The sequence below is a fragment of the Pseudomonas mandelii genome (assembly GCF_024138395.1).
Classification (GTDB): Bacteria; Pseudomonadota; Gammaproteobacteria; order Pseudomonadales; family Pseudomonadaceae; genus Aquipseudomonas; species Aquipseudomonas mandelii_E.
Genome location: NZ_JAMYDU010000001.1, coordinates 128,169 through 149,088, shown reverse-complemented (window position 1 = coordinate 149,088; position 20,920 = coordinate 128,169). Strand labels below are relative to the sequence as shown.

The 20,920-nt window shown below is 58.7% G+C and carries 22 protein-coding genes; 12 read left to right on the top strand and 10 right to left on the bottom strand.

Features of this window, described 5'->3' with window-relative positions; all coding sequences use genetic code 11:
- Positions 1 to 99: 99 nt before the first annotated feature.
- Positions 100 to 999, top strand: a complete 900-nt coding sequence (nhaR, locus tag NHU87_RS00570) for a transcriptional activator NhaR (protein WP_253544793.1) — start codon at positions 100 to 102, stop codon at positions 997 to 999.
- A 4-nt stretch (positions 1,000 to 1,003) separates the two neighbouring features.
- On the opposite strand, the gene NHU87_RS00565 is transcribed toward nhaR, so the two are convergent.
- Entirely contained in the window at positions 1,004 to 2,158 is a 1,155-nt protein-coding gene (locus NHU87_RS00565) for an MFS transporter (RefSeq protein WP_253544792.1), read from the bottom strand.
- Positions 2,159 to 2,488: 330 nt separating this feature from the next.
- Between NHU87_RS00565 and sstT the strand changes: the two genes are divergently transcribed.
- On the top strand, positions 2,489 to 3,739 hold the full coding sequence (sstT, locus tag NHU87_RS00560) for a serine/threonine transporter SstT (RefSeq protein WP_253544791.1): 1,251 nt from the start codon (positions 2,489 to 2,491) through the stop codon (positions 3,737 to 3,739).
- A 137-nt stretch (positions 3,740 to 3,876) separates the two neighbouring features.
- Here the strand turns inward: sstT and NHU87_RS00555 are convergent, their stop codons facing one another.
- On the bottom strand, positions 3,877 to 4,386 hold the full coding sequence (locus NHU87_RS00555; protein ID WP_007901777.1) for a DUF1993 domain-containing protein: 510 nt from the start codon (positions 4,384 to 4,386) through the stop codon (positions 3,877 to 3,879).
- Between the two features lie 140 nt (positions 4,387 to 4,526).
- Here NHU87_RS00555 and NHU87_RS00550 point away from each other — a divergent pair, with 140 nt between their 5' ends.
- Entirely contained in the window at positions 4,527 to 5,174 is a 648-nt protein-coding gene (locus NHU87_RS00550) for a YceH family protein (protein ID WP_253544790.1), read from the top strand.
- 198 nt (positions 5,175 to 5,372) lie between these two features.
- On the opposite strand, the gene NHU87_RS00545 is transcribed toward NHU87_RS00550, so the two are convergent.
- Entirely contained in the window at positions 5,373 to 5,891 is a 519-nt protein-coding gene (locus tag NHU87_RS00545; protein ID WP_253544789.1) for a cupin domain-containing protein, read from the bottom strand.
- A 288-nt stretch (positions 5,892 to 6,179) separates the two neighbouring features.
- Entirely contained in the window at positions 6,180 to 6,998 is an 819-nt protein-coding gene (locus NHU87_RS00540; protein WP_253544788.1) for a shikimate 5-dehydrogenase, read from the bottom strand.
- Positions 6,999 to 7,237: 239 nt separating this feature from the next.
- Between NHU87_RS00540 and NHU87_RS00535 the strand changes: the two genes are divergently transcribed.
- The 3 genes from NHU87_RS00535 (at position 7,238) to NHU87_RS00525 (ending at position 8,275) form a co-directional block, all read left to right on the top strand.
- Positions 7,238 to 7,603: a hypothetical protein gene (locus tag NHU87_RS00535; RefSeq protein ID WP_253544787.1), complete on the top strand. Its 366-nt coding sequence runs from the start codon at positions 7,238 to 7,240 to the stop codon at positions 7,601 to 7,603.
- A gap of 193 nt (positions 7,604 to 7,796) precedes the next feature.
- Complete coding sequence (locus NHU87_RS00530) at positions 7,797 to 7,991, top strand: hypothetical protein (protein ID WP_018925407.1); 195 nt, start codon at positions 7,797 to 7,799, stop codon at positions 7,989 to 7,991.
- 101 nt (positions 7,992 to 8,092) lie between these two features.
- Positions 8,093 to 8,275 carry a hypothetical protein gene (locus tag NHU87_RS00525; protein WP_253544786.1) on the top strand — a complete coding sequence of 61 codons (183 nt, stop codon included), beginning with the start codon at positions 8,093 to 8,095 and terminating at the stop codon, positions 8,273 to 8,275.
- Here NHU87_RS00525 and NHU87_RS00520 read toward each other — a convergent pair.
- The gene (locus tag NHU87_RS00520) at positions 8,272 to 9,333 is read right to left on the bottom strand and encodes an AI-2E family transporter (RefSeq protein WP_253544785.1); all 1,062 of its coding nucleotides are present in this window, start codon (positions 9,331 to 9,333) and stop codon (positions 8,272 to 8,274) included. The two genes, NHU87_RS00525 and NHU87_RS00520, sit on opposite strands and share 4 nt — an antisense overlap.
- Before the next feature lie 175 nt (positions 9,334 to 9,508).
- On the opposite strand from NHU87_RS00520, the gene trhP reads away from it, so the two are divergent.
- Positions 9,509 to 10,834: a prephenate-dependent tRNA uridine(34) hydroxylase TrhP gene (trhP, locus tag NHU87_RS00515; RefSeq protein ID WP_253544784.1), complete on the top strand. Its 1,326-nt coding sequence runs from the start codon at positions 9,509 to 9,511 to the stop codon at positions 10,832 to 10,834.
- A 181-nt stretch (positions 10,835 to 11,015) separates the two neighbouring features.
- On the opposite strand, the gene NHU87_RS00510 is transcribed toward trhP, so the two are convergent.
- The gene (locus NHU87_RS00510; protein ID WP_253544783.1) at positions 11,016 to 11,879 is read right to left on the bottom strand and encodes a LysR substrate-binding domain-containing protein; all 864 of its coding nucleotides are present in this window, start codon (positions 11,877 to 11,879) and stop codon (positions 11,016 to 11,018) included.
- A gap of 96 nt (positions 11,880 to 11,975) precedes the next feature.
- On the opposite strand from NHU87_RS00510, the gene NHU87_RS00505 reads away from it, so the two are divergent.
- Positions 11,976 to 12,887 carry a DMT family transporter gene (locus NHU87_RS00505; RefSeq protein WP_253544782.1) on the top strand — a complete coding sequence of 304 codons (912 nt, stop codon included), beginning with the start codon at positions 11,976 to 11,978 and terminating at the stop codon, positions 12,885 to 12,887.
- A 154-nt stretch (positions 12,888 to 13,041) separates the two neighbouring features.
- Here NHU87_RS00505 and NHU87_RS00500 read toward each other — a convergent pair whose 3' ends face one another.
- Both NHU87_RS00500 and NHU87_RS00495 read right to left on the bottom strand, forming a co-directional pair.
- Entirely contained in the window at positions 13,042 to 13,284 is a 243-nt protein-coding gene (locus NHU87_RS00500) for a hypothetical protein (protein WP_253544781.1), read from the bottom strand.
- A 92-nt stretch (positions 13,285 to 13,376) separates the two neighbouring features.
- A complete protein-coding gene (locus NHU87_RS00495) occupies positions 13,377 to 14,090 on the bottom strand; it encodes a FadR/GntR family transcriptional regulator (RefSeq protein ID WP_253544780.1) in 714 nt (237 codons plus the stop codon).
- Between the two features lie 369 nt (positions 14,091 to 14,459).
- On the opposite strand from NHU87_RS00495, the gene NHU87_RS00490 reads away from it, so the two are divergent.
- Positions 14,460 to 15,806 (top strand): MFS transporter, encoded by a 1,347-nt coding sequence (locus tag NHU87_RS00490; protein WP_253544779.1) that lies wholly within the window; start codon positions 14,460 to 14,462, stop codon positions 15,804 to 15,806.
- Between the two features lie 25 nt (positions 15,807 to 15,831).
- Positions 15,832 to 17,175 (top strand): glucarate dehydratase, encoded by a 1,344-nt coding sequence (gene gudD, locus NHU87_RS00485; RefSeq protein WP_253544778.1) that lies wholly within the window; start codon positions 15,832 to 15,834, stop codon positions 17,173 to 17,175.
- Between the two features lie 124 nt (positions 17,176 to 17,299).
- Here the strand turns inward: gudD and NHU87_RS00480 are convergent, their stop codons facing one another.
- A complete protein-coding gene (locus NHU87_RS00480) occupies positions 17,300 to 18,181 on the bottom strand; it encodes a LysR family transcriptional regulator (protein ID WP_253544777.1) in 882 nt (293 codons plus the stop codon).
- Positions 18,182 to 18,341: 160 nt separating this feature from the next.
- On the opposite strand from NHU87_RS00480, the gene ampC reads away from it, so the two are divergent.
- Positions 18,342 to 19,496, top strand: a complete 1,155-nt coding sequence (ampC, locus tag NHU87_RS00475) for a class C beta-lactamase (protein ID WP_301271310.1) — start codon at positions 18,342 to 18,344, stop codon at positions 19,494 to 19,496.
- 328 nt (positions 19,497 to 19,824) lie between these two features.
- Here the strand turns inward: ampC and NHU87_RS00470 are convergent, their stop codons facing one another.
- Entirely contained in the window at positions 19,825 to 20,358 is a 534-nt protein-coding gene (locus tag NHU87_RS00470) for a DUF4174 domain-containing protein (protein ID WP_253545604.1), read from the bottom strand.
- A 180-nt stretch (positions 20,359 to 20,538) separates the two neighbouring features.
- On the opposite strand from NHU87_RS00470, the gene NHU87_RS00465 reads away from it, so the two are divergent.
- A complete protein-coding gene (locus NHU87_RS00465) occupies positions 20,539 to 20,907 on the top strand; it encodes a VOC family protein (protein ID WP_253544775.1) in 369 nt (122 codons plus the stop codon).
- Positions 20,908 to 20,920: the final 13 nt, after the last annotated feature.

The following is a 20,920-nucleotide window of genomic DNA, read 5'->3' as shown; positions in this document are numbered from 1 at the left end:
TTAAAGAACAAGATCAAAAGATCGCAGCCTCGTTTCACTCGACAGCTCCTACAACAGCTCCTACGGGATGATGTGATGTGAACAGGGGATTTCACCAACATGTTGAATTATCGGCAGCTGCACTACTTCTGGGTGGTGGCCAAGACCGGGAGCATCGTGCGCGCCTGTGAGCAGTTGAACCTGACGCCACAGACCATCAGCGGGCAGATTTCCCTGCTCGAGCAAACCTATGGCATCGAGTTGTTTCGCCGGGTCGGCCGGCAGCTGGAACTCACCGAAGCCGGGCGTCAGACCCTGCCCTACGCCGAGCAGATGTTTCAACTCGGTGGCGAGCTGGAGTTGATGCTGCGGGCGCAGCCCAATGAGCAACAGATTCTGTTTCGGGTGGGCGTCGCCGACGTGGTGCCCAAATCCATCGTCTATCGCCTGATCGCGCCGACCATGGAGTTGAACGAACCGCTGCGTATCACCTGTCGCGAAGACAAACTGGAACGCTTGCTTGCCGACCTGGCGATTCAACGCCTTGATCTGGTGATCTCCGACAGCCCGATGCCCTCGAATCTGGACATCAAGGGCTACAGCCAGAAACTCGGTGAATGCGGTATCAGCTTCTTCGCCACCATTGAGCTGGCGGCGCGATATGGCCAGGACTTCCCCCGCAGCCTGCACGGCGCCCCGCTGCTGATTCCCGGACCGGAAACCGTGGTGCGTAGTCGCTTGCAACGCTGGTTTGCCGAACAGCAGATCCAGCCGCGGATTGTCGGCGAGTTCGACGACAGTGCCTTGATGCAGGCCTTCGGCCAATCCGGCAGTGGGATATTCATCGGCCCGAGCGTGATTGCCGACGAAGTGAAACGCCAATATGGCGTGGAGGTGATTGGCCAGACCGACGCGGTGCGCGAATCGTTCTACGCCATCTCGGTGGAACGCAAGGTCAAGCACCCCGGCATTGTCGCCATTACCGAAGGTGCCCGACGCGAGTTGTTCGTCGAGATGTGAGGCATCAGGCGCAGATTTCGCGAGGTTTGAAGGTCATCAGCGCCATCGCCAACAGGATCGAGACAAGGATAAAACCCGCCGCCGCGAAACCCAGGCCACCCAGGCCCACACTGTCGATCACCCGCCCACCGACCATCGCGCCCAGACCGATTCCGAGATTGGCCCCGGCGATGTTCAGCGATGCAGCAAAGGCCGGAGCTTCAGGTGCAGCCTTCATCAGGCGCACGTGGCTGACCAGGAACAGCGCGGCCTGAGTCACGCCCCAGATCCCCATCGCTGCCGCCAGACCGAGGGGTGAATGAATGTTCGGCACCAGCGCCACCATGCCGGCGATCATGAAGGCACAGAACGTCACTGAAGCGATGAGCGGATGTCGATCCACCGCGCGACCGCCCAACGAATTACCGATCAAGCCGACCGCACCGAAGCCCATCAGGCACCAACCGACCACGGTGCCGTTGAAACCGGCCAGCCGCTCAAGAATGTCCGCCAGGTAGGTGTAAGCGGTGAACATGCCGCTGAACACGAGGATCGATAACAGCACATGCCCCAGCATCAACGGGCTGCGCAGGATTCTGAACTGCGAGCGGAAGCTCACTTGATGCTGGTGCAGGTTGGTTTTCGGCAGGTAGATAAACAGCAGCAGCGCCTTGGCAAACGCGATCACCGCCAGAATGCCAAAGGCACTGCGCCAGCCGAATGCATCGGAGATCAGCGTACCCACCGGAATGCCGAACACCGTGGCACAGACGATGCCGAAACCGATCTTGGAGATGGCCCGCCCAGCGTACTCCGGCCCGACGATGTCCACCGCCGTTTCACTGGCCAATGCCCAGAACACCGGCAACCCCAGCGCCGGAATCAATCGGGCAATGGCCATCACCCCGATGTTCGGCGCCAATGCCGCCAGCGTATTGGCCAGGCCGAACATGATCAGCACGCTGATAAACAGTTTGCGTCGTTCAAACCTGGCGAAGTAGGCGGTCAGGAACGGTCCGAAAGCGGCCACGGTAAAGGCGAACAGGGTCACCAGCAAACCCGCTTGAGGGATGCTGACGTCCAGATCACGGGCGATTGCCGGCAACAGGCCGACGATGATGAATTCCGTGGTCAGCACCGTAAAACCGGCGGCGGACAACAGAAGAATGGGCAACAGCATGCAGAACTCCAGAGAAACGACGACACCAGCGACAGCCTGAAGGCTCGCTGGCGGAACATGAAAATGAGGAGGGCGAAGCTTAACAGAGTGTTTCCGGACGAGGTTGCACGAACCTGCAAATCGCGTTGAGCAATCGGGTGGCAGATCGTCACAGGTCTGAAGGATCACGGCTACGCTGTGATAAAGTCCGCGGCCCGCGGTACTTACACTTTGCTCATCGGCCATTCATTGGCATTGATGTAGCGACCCTTCGGTTCTCTCCATGTGGCCTGCCCGGCTTTTTGCTGCATGAGCAGAACCCTGCACCCTAATAAAATCAGAGATGCCGTTATGACCGCTTCATCCCCTTCTCTCTTGCAACGCCTGAAACGCAGCAGCCTGGTCACGCAAATCATCATCGGCCTGATCGCCGGGATTGCCTTGGCGTTGTTCGCGCCTGAGCTGGCCAAGTCCACCGCCTTCATTGGCAAAGTGTTCGTGTCGGCGCTCAAGGCTGTCGCGCCAATTCTGGTGTTCGTGCTGGTCATGGCGTCGATTGCCAACCATAAGCACGGCCAGGAAACCCATATCCGGCCGATTCTGTTTCTGTATTTGCTGGGCACTTTCGGTGCGGCCGTGGTGGCGGTGATCGCCAGTACGCTGTTTCCGTCGAGCCTGGTGCTGGCTACCCAGGATGTGGCCGTGACCGCACCGGGCGGCATCAGCGAAGTGCTGCAAAGTCTGTTGCTCAGCGTGGTCGACAACCCGGTCAGCGCGCTGATGAACGCCAACTTCATCGGCATTCTCGCTTGGGCGATCGGCATGGGCGTTGCGATCCGCCATGCCGGCGAGACGACGCGCGAGGTGCTGGGTGATTTGTCCAATGGCGTGACCTTGATCGTGCGCCTGGTGATTCGCTTTGCGCCGCTGGGGATTTTCGGCCTGGTGGCCTCGACCCTCGCCACCTCCGGTTTCGGTGCCTTGATCGGTTACATGCATCTGCTGGTCGTGTTGCTGGGCTGCATGCTGTTCGTGGCGCTGGTGATGAACCCGGCCATTGTGTTCTGGAAGCTGCGTCGCAACCCGTACCCGCTGGTACTCACCTGCCTGCGCGAGAGCGGCATCACTGCGTTTTTCACTCGCAGTTCGGCGGCGAACATTCCAGTCAACCTGGAATTGAGCAAGCGCCTGGGCCTGCACGAAGATACCTATTCGGTGTCGATCCCGCTCGGCGCCACCATCAACATGGCCGGCGCCGCGATCACCATCACCGTGCTGACCCTGGCCGCCGTGCACACCCTGGGCATCGCCGTGGATGTGCCGACAGCCATCCTGCTCAGCATCGTCGCGGCGATCTGTGCCTGTGGCGCCTCGGGCGTGGCCGGCGGTTCGCTGTTGCTGATTCCGCTGGCGTGCAGCCTGTTCGGCATCCCGAGCGAAATCGCCATGCAAGTGGTGGCGGTCGGCTTCATCATCGGTGTGTTGCAGGACTCGGCGGAAACCGCGCTGAATTCCTCCACCGACGTGCTGTTCACTGCGGCGGCGTGCCTACGTGAGGAACAGAAGACCCAGAAAGCCCGGGAAGCTCAGCGTTTGGCCTAACAACGCACCTGTAGGAGCCAGCGGTGCGGCGATCCGACTTGCCGGCGAAAGCGATCTCAAGTACGCCTTCGCCGAAGGCAAAACGAAAAAGCCCGCCAAGGCTTACACCTTGGCGGGCTTTTTTGTACCTGGGTGGTTTAGAACGCGCCCATGTAATCGCGCTTGCCCACTTCCACGCCGTTGTGACGCAGCAATGCGTAAGCAGTGGTGACGTGGAAGAAGAACTGCGGCAAACCGTAGCTCAGCAGGTAAGCCTGGCCAGTGAAGCGCTTCTCTTTAGGGGTGCCTGGACGGGTAACGATCTCGATGCCTTCCTTGCCGTCGATCTGCTCCGGTTTGATCTCGCCGATGAAGGCCAGGACCTTGGCAATCAACGCTTGCAGTTCGGCGAAGGTGGTTTCGGTGTCGTCATATTTCGGCAGTTCGACTTCAGCCAGACGCGCCGAAACGCCTTTGGCGAAATCAACGGCGATCTGCACCTGACGCACCAGCGGGAACATGTCCGGGTACAGACGGGCTTGCAGGAACGCGTTCGGGTCAATGTTTTTCGCGGTAGCGTGGGCTTCGGCCTTGCTCAGGTTGTTGCTCAGGGCGTTGAGCATTTGCTGGAAAACCGGAACGGAAGCGGCGTACAGGGAAATAGTCATGATGGTCTCGTGTGGTGACAGGAGTAAAAATGTGGAACGATTATAGCCATGCCCGGCCACCCAGCGGCTTGTCTTTTATCCTGCAAGGATTAGGCTAGGCGGCTTCGACTGCATGCTTCGACTGCATAGGGAAAAGCGCGATGAGCACTGAGCAAGAAACGACCTCCGACGAACCGCGGCTCAACAGCACGGAAATCCGCATTCTGGGCTCGTTGATCGAGAAACAGGCCACCAGCCCGGAAACCTATCCGCTGACGCTCAATGCGCTGGTGATTGCCTGCAACCAGAAAACCAGCCGCGAACCGGTAATGAACCTCAGCCAGGGCCAGGTTGGCCAGAGCCTGCGCGTTCTGGAAGGTCGCGGTTTTACCAGACTGGTGATGGGCAGCCGTGCCGACCGCTGGGAGCATCGGGTCGACAAGGCGCTGGAACTGGTGCCGGCGCAGGTGATTCTGCTCGGGCTGTTGTTCCTGCGCGGCCCGCAGACGGTCAACGAACTGCTGACCCGCAGCGGCCGCATGCATGACTTCGAAGATGCCGAGCAGGTGGTGCACCAACTGGAACGCTTGATCGCCAGAGGCCTGGCGCTGTTGATCCCGCGTCAGGCCGGCCAGCGCGAAGACCGTTACATGCATGCGCTGGGTGATCCGGCGGAGATCGACGCGATCCTGGCAGCCCGACAGAATCCGGCGGAACGTAGCACTAGTGGCGGTGTGTCGGTTGAGCGAATCGAAGAGCTTGAAGCGCGGATTGCGGCGCTGGAAGAGCGCTTGGCACGCCTCGAATAATCCGCACCTGAGCAGCTGCTGCGTTCGCCTGTAGCAGCTGCCGAGCCTGCGAGGCTGCGTTCGGCTGCGAAGCAGTCGTAAACCCTGCATACACGGTTTTCCTGAAGCACTGAGTCGTCTGAATTCACGACTACTGCGTAGCCGAACGCAGCCTCGCAGGCTCGGTAGCTGCCCAAGAATGCGTTCAACCCTGAATAGCTACTCACCGTCCCAATAATCCACGCCATCGGCCTGCCTGGCGACCGCGACGAAGCCCGAAGCATTGCCCTCGGCATCGACCTTGAAGTCGTCCATCACCACGTATTTACCGGAATCCGGGTATTCGCAAATATCCGGCGATTGCTGGGTACTGACCGCCAGGTAGCGCAACTCGCCGCTGCTGGTGTTGATGATCTGGTGCGCGGCTTCAGGACCGCCCGCCGGGCAGGCAATCACGTCACCGGCGCGGATCGCAAAGCGTTCGGTGCCAAGGCGAACCTCGCCTTCCCCGGCCACGATGTAGAACATCTCCTCGTTGACCCGATGACTATGAAAAGGACTGCCGCGCATGCCCGGCTCCAGGGCGTACAACCGATAACCCAGCTTTTGCGCGCCCAGTTGCTGGCCCATGCGGGCAAAGCGTTGTTGATAGCGGCCGGCAGCGTCTCCGGTGGGAGCAAACTCTTCGGGCAGCGGTAAAAGTTCGGCCTGATCCAGGTTGAGAATGGCGGGATGCATGAAAACCTCGGTCACGGTGGCTGGAGAGCAAATCTGCGCTTGCTGGTGGCCAGTATAGGCGGGGGATATTCGTGGGCAAGTGAGTGGGGATTGGCAGGAGACCGAGTCGCAACAATCGCGAGCAAGCTCGCTCCCACAAAGGTCAGCGCCAACGGTCTGTCAGTCATATTGATGCAGGATGTGCCGGCCCCTTCGCGGGCAAGCCCGCTCCCACAAGATCAGCGCTGAACCTGTGGGAGCGGGCTTGCCCGCGAAGGGGCCGGTACATTCAATAGAAAATCGGGATGATCAGCCCCGAGCAAACGCCACGGCTTTCTGGAATTGTTCATCGGTCGGCCGCACACCGGTGTAGAGCACGAACTGTTCCAACGCCTGGATCGCAATCACTTCCAGCCCGGTAATCACCCGTTTGCCTTCAGCACGACCGCGCACGATCAGTGGGGTTTCCGAGGGGATCGCCACCACATCGAATACAGTTTCAGCCGCAGCGATAGCGTCAGGCTCGAACGCCAGTTGATCCGCTTCCGGCCCGCCGGCCATGCCAATGGGCGTGACGTTGATCAGCATCTGCGGGCGCTGGCTCCCCAGTTCCGCCTGCCATGAATAACCCAACGATTCAGCCAAAGCACGCCCGGCGCGCTCATTACGGGCCACAATCACGCCGTTTTTGTAGCCGCCATCGCGCAAGGCACTGGCCACAGCCTTGGCCATGCCGCCGCTACCGCGCAGGGCAAAGGTCGAATCCTTGGGAACCTGATGAGTCTCAAGCAACTGGGCGATGGCGATGTAGTCGGTGTTATAGGCTTTGAGATGGCCATTGGTGTTGACGATAGTATTGATCGATTGAATGGCTTCAGCCGATGCATCCAGCTCATCGACCAACGCAATACAAGCCTCCTTGAATGGCATTGAAACCCCGCAACCCCGAATACCCAAGGCGCGAATGCCGCCCACAGCGCCCGGCAAGTCCTGGCTGCTGAAGGCTTTGTAATAGAAATTCAGGCCCAGTTGTTCGTACAGATGGTTATGAAACCGCAGGCCGAAGTTGCCGGGGCGCCCCGAGAGTGACATGCACAGCTGAGTGTCTCTGTTGGGGTTCATCTGCATTGGAATCTCCTTCAATAGCACTTTCGGATGGACGGGATTAGCCACTCCACCGGTTCTGATTGATCATAAAAGCCAGTCTGCACCTGGCACACAGCCGTAAAGAAGCCGGTACAGACCTTACACAAAATTTACCCAACGGCTGTGCTGATTTTTTAAAAAAAACTGTCTTAGAAGTATCCCCGCGACAACTTGTGTCTATTGCAGACGCGAGCGCCGGGTCGAAGAACCGAGGACTTATCATGATCCGTAAAATCCCCACAGTAGCCTTGCTGATCGGTGCTCTCGCTATCGCAGGGCAGGCAGAAGCAGGTGGTCGTGGCTGGGAAGGTCCGGCTGTGTTTGGTGCGATCGTCGGCTCGGCAATCATCGGCTCAGCAATTATCGGTCGTGATCGGCCAATTTATGTGGAGCAACCGGTGTACATTCAGCCACAACCGGTATACGTGCAGCCACCGCCTGTTTATTACCAACCGGCGCCGGTCTACGTTCAACAACCGATGTACTACCGCCCGGCACCGATCTATTACGGTCCGCCACGCGGGTATGGTCCACCACGCGGCTATTACGGCCCTCCCCATGGTTATTATCGTGGCGACCGCTGGTAAACACGCTCATCAGGCCCCGCTTTTATTGCGGGGCCTTTTTGTGACCACTGGCTGGACGAAGTCTGAATAAATCTCGTCAAGGTCGCTGTCGGGACAGTCCCGGCAGGTAAAGTTGTTCATATTTATGTCATGTCCGGTCCGCAAGCTTGGGCCTGTCCGTAAACAACAGGTTGATAAAAACAAGGACGACTTCATGCCCACACAAAACCCGCATCGCATTGTCGGCTTGTGCACTTCCAGCAAGGTGTACAACGCACTGACCGAACTCAAGCACCTGGAAGGTCACCGCAGCGCAAAATTTCTCTCGCTGCTGGCAGAAAACCTGGTGCGCAAAGGCCTGCTCAATGAGCAGGAAGTCGTGCATATGCTCGATCAAGTGGTGGATTGACCACAGGACTCATTGGCATCAATGACGACTATCGAAAGCGTTGATTGTCCGTTCAAGCGTCCGATCCGTAAGGTGGCCTCCATAGATTAATGGAGGTACTTATGACTCAAGTCCAGATAATGTCTGTTATCGGCAGCGCCGTTCCCGCACCGCTCAGAGCGCGAGGATTGCTCGCTTGTTGGTATCTTATGCAGGACGGCGAACCGATCAGCGGCCCGCTCACCTCGCTTCCCGCCGCCCAGGCCTTGTCGCAACGTATCGGCTCCGGCCAGCTCAGCGCTTAAGGCAGCTGAACCTTGGGCTTGGAATCGACGTAAATCGCCCAGCTCGACACGAACAGTGCAGCGACCAATGGCCCGATGACAAAACCGTTCAGGCCAAAAAGCGCCAGGCCACCCACGGTCGAAATGAGGATCAGGTAGTCAGGCATTTTAGTGTCTTTGCCCACCAGAATTGGTCGCAGGACATTATCCACCAGTCCGATCACGAACACTCCGAACAAGGTGAGCACCGTAGCTTGCCAGATCGCGCCATTGAACAGAAAATACGCCGCCACCGGTATCCAGACGATCCCCGCGCCTACCGCTGGCAATAGTGACATGAACGCCATCAACACTGCCCAGAGCAGCACGCTCGGGATGTCCAGAAACCAGAAAATAAAACCGCCTAATGCCCCTTGTGTGATCGCCACCACCACATTGCCCTTCACTGTGGCTCGCACCACGCGATTGAACTTGAGTTGCAAACGGCGCTTCTGGTTGTCTTCCAGCGGTATCGCCGCACGTACTTTGCGCGCCAGTTCGGCCCCGTCTCGCAGGAAGAAAAACAGCAGATACAGCATGACAAAAAAGCCCACTACAAACTCAAACGTCCCCTGTCCAAAACTGAACACCTTGGTCGCGACAAACTGACTGCCTTGCATCGTGCTCTTGATGATTTTTTCCCGTAGGCCGCTCAGCTCGCCCAAGCCGAAACGATCGAGCAAGTACTGAACGTACGGCGGCAGGCTTTGTTTGAACTGCGACACATAGCCGGCAATGTCCAGCTCACCGCTTTCGATTCTGTTGTACAGCGCCGCGCCTTCTTGAACCAGCAAGGTACTGATCGTGATCACCGGCAAGATCGCGATCAGTACACAGAGAATCAAGGTGCACAGGGCCGTCAGGTTGTGGGGCCAGCCGAACCTGCGTTGCAGCTGATGCTGCAACGGCGCAAACAGAATGCCGAGGATGACCGCCCAGAATACCGCGCCGTAAAACGGCAGCAGAATCCAGATGAAGGCGATGCTCACCAGCGTCAGCAAGACCATCAGCGAGGTGTTTTGCAGTTTCGTTTCGTTCATGTCCGATCCATGTCAGTGCGCAGGAGCGCCAACGCGCGTCTTGATGTTTAGTCCGCCACGGCGCGCGCGAGTGCCATCCGTTTGTTCATCAAGCATAGATCCAGATCAATAAACCCCGCGGACAAGCCGCTTACCCTTGCCGGCTTTTGCGATCGACACTGCCATGACCTGCGCCATGACGCTTACGCCCCCGGAACTGCTCGCCCCTGCCGGCACCCTGAAAAACATGCGTTATGCCTTCGCCTACGGCGCCGATACGGTGTACGCCGGCCAGCCGCGCTACAGCCTGCGGGTGCGTAACAACGAATTCGATCATGCCAACCTCGCGCTTGGCATTGCCGAAGCCCAGGCTCAGGGCAAACGCTTCTATGTGGTGGTGAACATCGCCCCGCACAACACCAAGCTCAAAACATTCTTGAAGGATCTGGAACCGGTAATTGCCATGGCGCCGGATGCGCTGATCATGTCCGACCCCGGCCTGATCATGCTGGTGCGCCGGCACTTTCCGCAGATGCCGATCCACCTGTCGGTGCAGGCCAACACGGTGAACTGGGCCAGCGTCGAGTTCTGGCAGCAACAGGGCTTGAGCCGGATCATCCTGTCCCGCGAACTGTCGCTGGAAGAGATCGCCGAAATCCGCCAGCACGTCCCGACGATGGAACTGGAAGTGTTCGTCCACGGCGCGTTGTGCATGGCCTATTCCGGGCGCTGCCTGTTGTCGGGCTACATGAACAAGCGCGACGCCAATCAGGGCAGCTGCACCAACGCCTGTCGCTGGAAATACTCGGCGACACCGGCCAGCGAAAATCAGCTCGGTGAAATCGTTCAGCAGTTCCAGCCCGAACCGACCCTGGGCATCGGTGCGCCGACCGATCAAGTATTCCTGCTGCAAGAAGCCAATCGCCCGGGCGAACTGATGCCGGCATTCGAGGATGAACACGGCACCTACATCATGAACGCGAAAGACCTGCGAGCTGTCCAGCATGTCGAGCGCCTGACACAGATGGGCGTGCATTCATTGAAGATTGAAGGTCGAACCAAATCGCACTTCTATTGCGCGCGCACCACCCAGGTTTACCGCCGCGCGATCGATGATGCGGTGGCTGGCCGAGCATTTGATCGCAGCTTGATGACCGACCTGGAATCCCTGGCCCAACGAGGCTACACCGAAGGTTTTCTGCGTCGGCATGTGCATGACGAATATCAGAATTACCAGAACGGCAGCTCGGTTTCAGAGCGCCAGCAGTTCGTGGGCGAGCTGACTGGCGAACGCCGGGATCGGCTGGCCGAGGTGCGGGTGAAGAATCGCTTTGGTCTGGGCGACCACATGGAATTGATGACGCCCAAGGGCAACTTTCACTTCGATTTGCATCAGCTGCAGAACGTCAAAGGCGAGGCGGTTGAAGTGGCGCCGGGGGATGGGCACACGGTGTATTTGCCGATACCGGATGCGGTGGATTTGCGCTTTGGGTTGTTGATGCGGGATGTGGGTGCGAGCTAAATAATTTGAGCGACGAGACCCTGTGGGAGCGTGGCTTGCCCGCGAAGAATGCACCGCGGTTTTTCAGGTATTACGCGTCATCGTTCTTCGCGGGCAAGCCACGCTCCCATAGGGTCTGCGTCTTAATTTACCGCTATGTAGGGCAAGCCCTCGCCACAGTAAGCTGCTTCACCACAAATAGTCAGGCGAACTCCTCCCGCAACATCGCCACAAACGCCTCTCGCGCCGGATGAACGCCGGCGTTTTCATGCCAGTAAAACAGGTTGTCGATGGCGGTCAATTCGGGGAATTCGTACCCCGCACACCCTGCCCCTTTGGCGTACTGATCGAAGATCCCTTTGGGCACCAGCGCGACGCCGGCCCCGGCGCTGACGCAGCCGACAATCGCGCCATAACTGGCCAGGCTGACGATCGGCAATGCCTGGCCCTGACGCAACAACCAATGCTCCAGCGCCGCCCGGTAAGGACAACCCTGAGGCCACATGAAGACGGTCTTGTCCCGCAAATCGGCGATATCGCGCACCGGCCCTAACGATGTCGACGCAATCAGCAGCAGCTCTTCGCGGTACATCGGCGTGCGCTTGAGGTGTGAGCGCTCGACATCCACCGCGACGATCGCGCCGTCGAGTCGGTGATTGAGCGTGTCATCGAGCAATTGTCCCCAGCTGCCGGTGGTCAGTTCCAGCGCAACGCCCGGATAGCGCTTGTGAAACTTGGCCAGTAAGCGCGGTAATCGACCGGTCGCCGACGATTCGATAGCACCAATGCGCAGCGGCCCGGAGGGCTCGGCCGAAGGGTCCAGCGCGCGTTTGGCTTCAGCCGTCAGCGCGAGAATTTTCGCGGCGTAAGCCAGAAAGGTCTGCCCCGCCGGGCTGATTCGCAACCCTCGGCCTTCGCGCAGAAACAATGCGACACCCAACTCGGTTTCCAGCGACTTGATGCGGGCCGTGATGTTCGACGGAACACAGTGCAGCAACTCGGCCGCCCGGGCGATACTTCCGACGTCGGCGACGGTCTTGAACATGCAAATCTGCGCCAGCTCCATACATCACCCAAAGTGAACAGTTGACGCAGTATAAGTCAGTTGTGGCGAACGATCAGGCTTCCGATACTCGGTGCATATGCCCACAGGTGCCCGACCATGAAGCCACTCACACCCGCCTCTCATCACTCCGTCAAAGTCATTCTGGCGATGGCGTTTGTCGTCGCTTGCTGGGGGTATTCTCCGACCGGTATTCATATCGGTTTGCAGGCCTATGATCCAGGCCATCTGGCGCTGCTGCGGTTTTTGGTGGCCTCGGTGTTCATGGCGGTGGTCGCCGTATTCCGAGGCATCCGCCTGCCGAACATTCGCGACTGGCCGCTGCTGATCGTCCTCGGTTTCTTTGCCGTGAGCCTGCATCACGTCGCACTGAATTTCGGCCAGCAAGGGGTCAGCGCCGGGGCGTCCAGTGTGCTCGCGCAAACTACGCCCTTGTTCAGTACGCTGCTGGCACGTTTCGTCTTCAAGGACCGGGTGAGCGTGTGGCGCTGGGGCTGCGTGTTTCTCGGTTTGACCGGCGTGGTGATTGTGGTTGCGGGTGATCATGGCGTGGGGAGCATCGACGCTCACGGCTTGCTGATTTTGCTCGCAGCGGTGTCCTGGAGCTTCTACTTTGCGTTGCAGAAACATCAGTCCGGACGCTACGACGGGTTGACGCTGGTCTGCTACACCGTTTGGTCGGGGACGGCATTGTTGCTGGTTTATTTGCCGGGGCTGGCCAGCGAAATCGTCAGTGCGCCGCTTCATGTGCAATGGGCAGTGGTTGCATTGGGCGTGTTTCCCAGCGCCCTTGCCTACCTGGCCTGGGCGTTTGTGTTGGCTCATGTGGATTTGAGCCGAGCGACGATGACGATGTATTTGATTCCGCCGACGGCCATGGCCATTGCGTCTTTTGCTCTGGGCGAGCAGCCGACGTTGATGGTATTGGTAGGCGCGGTGGTGGTGCTGGTCAGCGTGTTGGCGTTGAATCTGGAACGGCGGTTTTTTGGGATCCAGGTGGCCAGTGTTTGATCACTGATTGGTGTTGCTGCGTCTGGCGCCTTCGCGGGCAAGCCTCGCTCCTACGGGGAGGGGTGGTGCTTTTGTAGGAGCGAGGCTTGCCCGCGAAGAACGATGACGCGATAAACCTGCAACCACAAAACCCGGCGCATCGGCCGGGTTCCGTTTATCGCCTGTCGTCGGACAATGGCGTTTCGTCATCCGGCGCGGGAATGTCGTCATCCACAGCCGGATCCAGAGCCGGGTCCCTCCAGTCTTCAGGGCGATCAACGTCCGTATTGGCCGGGTCTCGCGATGGGTCCATGCCGGGTGGTGCGTCTTGATCCATCGACGGATCGTCCATATCGGGAATGGGTCTGTCAGGGTCGTTATCGGAAGTTCCACCCTGAAGGATTTGATCGTAAGCCATGACGCACCTCACTGATGAGGTCCAGCGAATCTGGGCCGTACAGGTTGGAGACGAGCCTGCAAAAGGGGTGCTATCGAGGAGACCAACGGCGGCTACCGATCGGCCGAAAAGCGGTCACGACTGTTAGTCAGGTGCAACCACATCGCCGCCCGCGCCGCATCTGGATCCTGGCGTTTGATGGCGTTGAGAATCGCCTCGTGTTCGAGGTTGGCGAGTTGCCCGAGCTTGCTCAAATCCGCCGACCCGCGCTCGGCGGCATTGACGCGGGTCCGAGGGATCATGGCGCTGCCCAGGTGCTGCATGATCTCGGTGAAACACACGTTGCCGGTGGCTTCGGCGATCAGCAGATGGAAGAGTTTGTCCGCCTCGACGCAACTGTCGTTGTTGGCCAACAGGCTTTGATAGTCATCCAGCGCTTCACGCATTTGCGCCAACTGCTGGTCTGTGCGACGCACCGCCGCCAGCGCCGCGGCCTGGGTTTCCAGGCCCATGCGTAACTCCAGAATGCTGCGCACGCCCAGCGCGGTATCGACATTCAGTCGCAGCCCCTGATCCGGGGCACGCTCGAGAACAAAAGTGCCGATGCCATGACGGGTTTCCACCAGCCCCGAGGCCTGCAACTTCGAGATTGCTTCGCGCACCACCGTGCGACTGACGCCATGCTCCTGAACAATCGAGTTCTCCGACGGCAGCTTGTCCCCCGGCAGCATCTGGCCGAGCAAGATGCTCTGGGTCAGTTTGCTCACCAGATCATGGGCCAGGTTATGGGCCCGCTTGCGGGCAGGTGCGTCGATGTCTTCTTGCATGGTGATTATCCGTAAAGCGGGTTATCCGGATCGTAGCACTGGCGCGGGCTTCTCGGTGACTGGAATCTCGCTGAGAAGCGGCTCAACTTGTATGACAACATTCAATAACCACACTGAAAAAGACGATTTAAACCGTAGAACCTAAGCCTTCCGTCGCGCTGAAGAGAGAATCATCGAGTGAGCAACCCTCAATAAAACCCAGTAAACACGCCACACAAACCCAAAAAACGAATAAAAAACTTCCTCTCTAGCACCATTTTGTTGAGAGACAGCACTTGTAGGACAAAAAACCGTAGTTGTATGATGTCTATCAACAACGCAGCACCCAAGCCATACCCCGCATAAAAACAACGAGTGGGAGAAAAAGCAGTGAATACATCCATATCCGGGATGGACGAAGACACCGATTCGGTCCTGAAGTCCGCCATCTCGAAAGTGAAACGCCACGTTCTGCCGCTGTTCGTGATCATGTTCATCGTCAACTACATTGACCGTGTGAACATCGGCTTCGTCCGCGCGCACATGGAGCATGACTTGGGCATTGGCGCTGCCGCCTACGGCTTCGGTGCCGGTCTGTTCTTCATCGGTTACGCGCTGTTCGAAGTCCCATCCAACATCCTCCTGCAAAAAGTCGGCGCACGAATCTGGCTGACCCGCATCATGCTGACCTGGGGCTTGGTAGCTTCCTGCATGGCATTCATCCAGAACGAAACCCACTTCTACATCCTGCGATTTCTGCTGGGCGTGGCCGAAGCCGGTTTCTTCCCCGGAGTGATTTATTACTTCACCCGCTGGTTGCCCGGCGTCGAACGCGGCAAGGCGATTGCGATCTTCCTCAGCGGCTCGGCCATCGCGTCGCTGATCTCCGGTCCGCTGTCCGGGTTGCTGCTGCAAATCAGCGGTTTGGGCATGCACGGTTGGCAGTGGATGTACTTCATTGAAGGGATGTTCTCGGTCGGGCTGTGCGTGTTCGTCTGGTTCTGGCTGGACTCCAAGCCCCACGATGCCAAATGGCTGACCCGTCCCGAGCAGGACGCGCTAGTCAAAGCCATCGATGACGAACAACTGGCCCGCGAAGCCGCGACGCCGATCAAACCGTCGCTGGGCACACTGCTCAAGGATCGCCAGATCATCCTGTTCTGCCTGATCTACTTCTTCATCCAGTTGACCATCTATGCCGCGACCTTCTGGCTGCCGAGCATCATCAAGAAAATGGGTGACCTGAGCGACGTTCAGGTCGGGTTGTTCAACTCGATTCCATGGTTGCTGTCGATCGTCGGCATGTACGCCTTCGCCTCGCTGTCGGCCAAATGGAAGCACCAGCAAGCCTGGGTCGCCGCCGCCCTGCTGATCGCTGCCGCCGGGATGTTCATGTCCACCACGGGCGGGCCGATCTTCGCCTTCGTCGCCATCTGCTTTGCCGCGCTGGGTTTCAAATCGGCCTCGTCGCTGTTCTGGCCGATTCCACAGGCGTACCTGGATGCACGGATCGCCGCCGGTGTGATCGCACTGATCAACTCGGTGGGCAACCTCGGCGGCTTCGTCGCGCCGACCACCTTCGGTCTATTGGAAGAACACACCGGCTCGATTCAGGGCGGGCTGTACGGCCTGGCCGCCACCTCGATCATCGCCGCGATCATCGTCTTCGCGGCGCGTAATAAACCGAAACCCGCACCGGCCGTTGCCATGGGCAAACCTTCGCCCCGTCACGCCTGAATACCTGCTTTTCAAGGACATAGAAATGAACGCACAAGAAGCCGCAAAAGCCCCGATCATCACCAGCATGCAGATTGTGCCGGTGGCCGGCCACGATGGCATGCTGCTCAATCTGAGTGGCGCCCACGGCCCGTTTTTCACCCGCAACATTGTGATCCTCAAGGACAACGCCGGCCACACCGGCGTCGGCGAAGTGCCGGGTGGCGAGCGTATTCGCCAGACGCTGGAAGACGCGCGCGCACTGGTGGTCGGCAGCCCGATCGGCACTTACCAGAAGATCCTCAATCAAGTGCGCCAGACCTTTGCCGATCGCGATGCCGGTGGTCGCGGCCTGCAGACCTTCGACCTGCGCATCACCATTCACGCGGTCACCGGCCTGGAAGCCGCCCTGCTCGACTTGCTCGGTCAACACCTGGATGTGCCAGTCGCGGCCCTGCTCGGCGAAGGCCAGCAGCGCGACGAAGTGAAGATGCTCGGTTATCTGTTTTATGTCGGTGATCGCAACGAAACCGATCTGGCCTACCGCAGCGAACCGGACGCCGACAACGACTGGTTCCGTGTGCGTCACGAAAAAGCCATGAGCGCCAATGCCGTGGTGCGCCTGGCCGAAGCGGCTCACGCCCGTTATGGCTTCGAGGACTTCAAACTCAAGGGCGGCGTGTTGAGCGGCGACGAGGAAATCGAAGCGGTCACCGCACTCGCCGAACGCTTTCCCGATGCGCGCATCACCCTCGATCCGAATGGCGCCTGGTCGCTGAAAGAAGCAGTCCGCCTGTGCCGGGATCAGCATCACGTTCTCGCCTATGCAGAAGACCCGTGCGGTGCGGAAAACGGCTATTCGGGCCGGGAAGTCATGGCCGAGTTCCGGCGTGCCACGGGCCTGAAAACCGCGACCAATATGATCGCCACCGACTGGCGGGAAATGGGTCACGCGATCCAGTTGCAATCAGTAGACATTCCCTTGGCCGACCCGCACTTCTGGACGATGCAGGGCTCGGTTCGGGTCGCGCAGATGTGCCACGAATGGGGCTTGACCTGGGGCTCGCATTCCAACAACCACTTCGATATTTCCCTGGCCATGTTCACCCACGTCGCGGCTGCCGCGCCGGGTGAAATCACCGCCATCGACACCCACTGGATCTGGCAGGACGGCCAACGCCTGACCAAAGCGCCGCTGCAGATCATTGATGGTTGCGTGCAGGTGCCGAAAAAACCTGGCCTGGGGGTTGAGTTGGATATCGATCAACTAGCCAAGGCCCATGAGCTGTACAAAGGCATGGGGCTGGGCGCGCGGGATGACAGCGTGGCGATGCAGTTTCTGATTCCGGGGTGGAAGTTCGATAACAAGCGACCGTGTCTGGTGCGGTAATCCTCGAAAACACTCCGCAAGCCTGTGTAGGAGCTGCCGAAGGCTGCGATCTATTGATCTTGACGTTTGGCGACGCTGAAATCGCTAAAGATCAAGATCAAAAGATCGCAGCCTTCGGCAGCTCCTACGATTCATCATGTGCCACTTGTAGTAGCCATTGCTTGAACGCGGCCATCGCCGAAGTTTCAACCCGCGACTGCAAACGGGTCAGCCAGTAGCTACCGGTGGTGATCCCGATGGCAAACGGTTGCTCGATTGCGCCCGCCGCCAGTTGCCGGGAGAACATCAAGGGCGGTGCCAACGCAACACCTGCCCCTTGCAACGCCGCTTCCATCATCGCCAGCGACGAGTCGAAGACAATGCTCCGGGGCGGGGCGGCATGGGCCGAAAGACCAGTCGCCTGAAACCACTCCGGCCACTCATCCGTGCGATAAGAGCGCAACAGCGTTTGCTGCAACAGATCGGCCGGTGTGTGCAATTGTCGCGCAATCTCGGGAACGCAAAGCACCGACAGCGGCGCCTCGATCAACCGTACCGCTTCGATCCCATGCCACGCTCCCGCGCCAAATCGAATCGCGTAATCCAAGCCTTCAGCGGCCACGTCCACCCGGTTGTTGTTGGTTGAAAGGCGCAAATCTATGAACGGATGTTTCGTCTGAAAATCCACCAGCCGCGGTAGCAGCCAGCCGACCGCAAACGTGCCCACAGCCCCTACCGTCAACACCTCGCGAAAATGCCCGCCCTCGAAACGCTCCAGGGTCTCGGCGATCCGGTCGAAGGAATCGCGCAATACCGGCAGCAGGGTTTCACCTTCGCTGGTCAGCATCAGGCCTCGGGGCAGGCGTTTGAACAAAGTCACGTTAAGCTGGGCTTCAAGGCTTTTGACCTGATGACTCACCGCCGCCTGCGTGACACACAACTCCACCGCCGCCCGTGTGAAACTCAGATGGCGCGCCGAAGCCTCGAAAGCGCGCAGCGCATTCAGCGGCAGATGAGGTCGAATCATGCCCATTCCCAAAATTTTCTAATGGCTCATCCGAAATATCGTCGTTTGTCGGTCTTCGCCAAACTGCATAGATTTGGCTCGCCCAGCGACAGACCGGCTTGAAAAACCGCTCGGAGTGTAGCGGTTAACACAACAGAAACTCATGGAAAGTAATTCAATCATGCCTAAAAAGAATCAGAGAAAACTCGCGTCTTACAGCGCTTTCGCACTTCTGCTCGGCGTTAGCCACAGCTTTGCTGACGACCGCATTGAAGCCATCGTCAAGACCGCCATTGAACCGGTGATGCAGCAACAGCAGATCCCCGGTGTCGCGGTCGCAATTACCGTCAATGGTAAACCGCATTACTTTAACTACGGCGTGGCCTCGAAAGAAAACGGCAAAGCCGTTACCGAAGACACCCTGTTCGAGATCGGTTCGGTGAGCAAAACCTTCACCGCCACCCTCGCCGCCTACGCGCAGGCGACAGGCAAACTGGCCCTGTCGGACAACGCCAGTCAGGTTCTGCCGGCATTGCGTGGCAGCGCGTTCGATAGCATCAGCGTGCTGCAACTCGGCACCTACACCGCCGGCGGTCTGCCGCTGCAGTTCCCCAGCGATGCAGACCATCAGGACAAAATGCTCGGCTATTTCAAGCAGTGGAAACCGACCTACGCCGCCGGCACTCATCGCCAATATTCAAACCCCAGTATTGGGTTGTTCGGCTATCTGGCGGCACAAAGCATGGGTGCGCCGTTCGATGAGCTGATGGAAAAAACCTTGCTGCCGAAACTCGGCTTGAAACACAGCTACCTCAAGGTGCCGCAGGATCAGATGGCGCTTTACGCCCAAGGTTACAACAAGGACGACAAGCCAGTGCGGGTCGGGCCGGGCGCATTGGATTCCGAAGCGTATGGCATGAAAACCAGCGCCTCGGACCTGCTTCGCTATGTTGAGGCGAACATGAATCCGATGTCGCTGGATAAGCCCTTGCAGCAAGCCATCGCCACCACTCATACCGGTTACTACACCGTCGGCGAGATGATTCAAGGGTTGGGATGGGAGCTCTACAACTATCCGGTGACGCTCGATACATTGCTGGCGGGCAACTCGTCGCAGATGGCTTTTGAGGCGCATGAAGTCCGGTGGCTGAACCCGCCCCAACCGCAACGCGACACTGTGCTGATCAACAAAACCGGCTCAACCGGCGGCTTCGGCGCCTATGTCGCCTTTATCCCGGCGAAGGACATCGGCATCGTGATCCTGGCCAACAAAAATTATCCGAACGCAGAGCGAGTCAAAATCGCCCACAAAATATTCAGTGCCCTGACCGAATAACCAGGCGCTCTGTAGCAGCTGCCGAGCCCGCGAGGCTGCGTTCGGCCGCGAAGCGGTCGTAATCCAGAGAATGCGGTTTGCCTGAAAGACTCCGTGGCAGATTTTGCGACTGCTTCGCAGCCGAACGCAGCCTCGCGGGCTCGGCAGCTGCTACGGACGTTCGGGGGATAAACGAAAAATGGTCAAGACGCAGAACCTGTGGGAGCGTGGCTTGCCCGCGAAGAACGATGACGCGTAATAGCTGACAAACCGCAGTGCATTCTTCGCGGGCAAGCCGCGCTCCCACAGGATTTTCGTCGCTCAAATTTCTTAACTTACCAGCGAAAATTCAATCATCCGGCTGCTCAGGCGGCTTGGCAGGTTTCGCCGGCTTGCCTTTTGCGCCCTTGGCCGGTGCGGTTTCGGTGACCGGCGGAGGTAGTGGCACCGTTGCTTCCTTTTCGGCTGCTGGCAGCGCGTCGATGGTGGCGAAAATCTCTTTCAGCTCGACCACATCCTTTTCAAGCTTCTTTTCGCCGTCCTTGCCGATCAGGATGATTTTGCTCTTCGCCCCGGCGCCCAGCTTGAGCGAGCGGATCAACGCCATCGTCGTTTGCGGGTCGAGGTCTTTGCCGTCGCGTTGCCCCATCGTATTGATCACGGTGTACAGCACCATGTTTCGCTCGGTGAAGCCCTTGCGGCTGGCGGGTTCATCCAGGGATTTTTTCAGGCTGACCCAGGTGGGGTCGACCGAACTGGGTGTGATGACAATCAGGGGACGGGCCCTGCCCACGTCTTTAACCAGAGGGGAATCGTCATCGGCGGCGAACAAGGGGCCGACGAAAGCCAGCAGAGTAGCCAGGGTTAAAGACCTGATGAGCATGCGCATCTCCTTTTAATATCCACGCTCTAATGATTGCGCATCGCGGCGAACGTTCCGGGTGACGCACCGTATTTGTGTTTCGCCTTGCCCCAAGCTTAGGTCAGGGCAGTCATTGCGCAACAGCCTGAGCTAATCTCATAGCACCACTTGCACGACCTGATTCGCCGTGAGGATTTTTCCATGAGCGCTCAGCTGAACCACACCATCGTCTGGTGCCGTGACAAACAGGTGTCGGCCCGTTACCTGACCGACCTCCTCGGCCTGCCCGATGCCGAGCCGTTCGGACCGATGCTGGTAGTCAAGTTCGATAACGGGGTGTCGCTGGACTTCTACAACAACGACCCGCCGATTGCCTCCCAGCACTATGCGTTTCTGATTGGCGACAAAGACTTCGATGCAGCCTTCGCTCGCCTGCAAACGCTCAAGCAGCCCTGGTGGGCCGATCCTGGCAAGCAACGGCCGAACGAGATCAATGATTACGGTGGTGGCCGACGGGTGTATTTCGATGACCCGGACGGGCATCTGCTGGAGATTTTTACCCGGGAATAGAGACCCGTCATTT

Coding starts and splice junctions, on each gene's coding strand:
- nhaR (WP_253544793.1), top strand. CDS start 100: ATGTTGAATTATCGGCAGCTGCACTACTTCTGGGTGGTGGCCAAGACC.
- NHU87_RS00565 (WP_253544792.1), bottom strand. CDS start 2,158: ATGCTGTTGCCCATTCTTCTGTTGTCCGCCGCCGGTTTTACGGTGCTG.
- sstT (WP_253544791.1), top strand. CDS start 2,489: ATGACCGCTTCATCCCCTTCTCTCTTGCAACGCCTGAAACGCAGCAGC.
- NHU87_RS00555 (WP_007901777.1), bottom strand. CDS start 4,386: ATGACTATTTCCCTGTACGCCGCTTCCGTTCCGGTTTTCCAGCAAATG.
- NHU87_RS00550 (WP_253544790.1), top strand. CDS start 4,527: ATGAGCACTGAGCAAGAAACGACCTCCGACGAACCGCGGCTCAACAGC.
- NHU87_RS00545 (WP_253544789.1), bottom strand. CDS start 5,891: ATGCATCCCGCCATTCTCAACCTGGATCAGGCCGAACTTTTACCGCTG.
- NHU87_RS00540 (WP_253544788.1), bottom strand. CDS start 6,998: ATGCAGATGAACCCCAACAGAGACACTCAGCTGTGCATGTCACTCTCG.
- NHU87_RS00535 (WP_253544787.1), top strand. CDS start 7,238: ATGATCCGTAAAATCCCCACAGTAGCCTTGCTGATCGGTGCTCTCGCT.
- NHU87_RS00530 (WP_018925407.1), top strand. CDS start 7,797: ATGCCCACACAAAACCCGCATCGCATTGTCGGCTTGTGCACTTCCAGC.
- NHU87_RS00525 (WP_253544786.1), top strand. CDS start 8,093: ATGACTCAAGTCCAGATAATGTCTGTTATCGGCAGCGCCGTTCCCGCA.
- NHU87_RS00520 (WP_253544785.1), bottom strand. CDS start 9,333: ATGAACGAAACGAAACTGCAAAACACCTCGCTGATGGTCTTGCTGACG.
- trhP (WP_253544784.1), top strand. CDS start 9,509: ATGACGCTTACGCCCCCGGAACTGCTCGCCCCTGCCGGCACCCTGAAA.
- NHU87_RS00510 (WP_253544783.1), bottom strand. CDS start 11,879: ATGGAGCTGGCGCAGATTTGCATGTTCAAGACCGTCGCCGACGTCGGA.
- NHU87_RS00505 (WP_253544782.1), top strand. CDS start 11,976: ATGAAGCCACTCACACCCGCCTCTCATCACTCCGTCAAAGTCATTCTG.
- NHU87_RS00500 (WP_253544781.1), bottom strand. CDS start 13,284: ATGGCTTACGATCAAATCCTTCAGGGTGGAACTTCCGATAACGACCCT.
- NHU87_RS00495 (WP_253544780.1), bottom strand. CDS start 14,090: ATGCAAGAAGACATCGACGCACCTGCCCGCAAGCGGGCCCATAACCTG.
- gudD (WP_253544778.1), top strand. CDS start 15,832: ATGAACGCACAAGAAGCCGCAAAAGCCCCGATCATCACCAGCATGCAG.
- NHU87_RS00480 (WP_253544777.1), bottom strand. CDS start 18,181: ATGATTCGACCTCATCTGCCGCTGAATGCGCTGCGCGCTTTCGAGGCT.
- ampC (WP_301271310.1), top strand. CDS start 18,342: ATGCCTAAAAAGAATCAGAGAAAACTCGCGTCTTACAGCGCTTTCGCA.
- NHU87_RS00470 (WP_253545604.1), bottom strand. CDS start 20,358: ATGCTCATCAGGTCTTTAACCCTGGCTACTCTGCTGGCTTTCGTCGGC.
- NHU87_RS00465 (WP_253544775.1), top strand. CDS start 20,539: ATGAGCGCTCAGCTGAACCACACCATCGTCTGGTGCCGTGACAAACAG.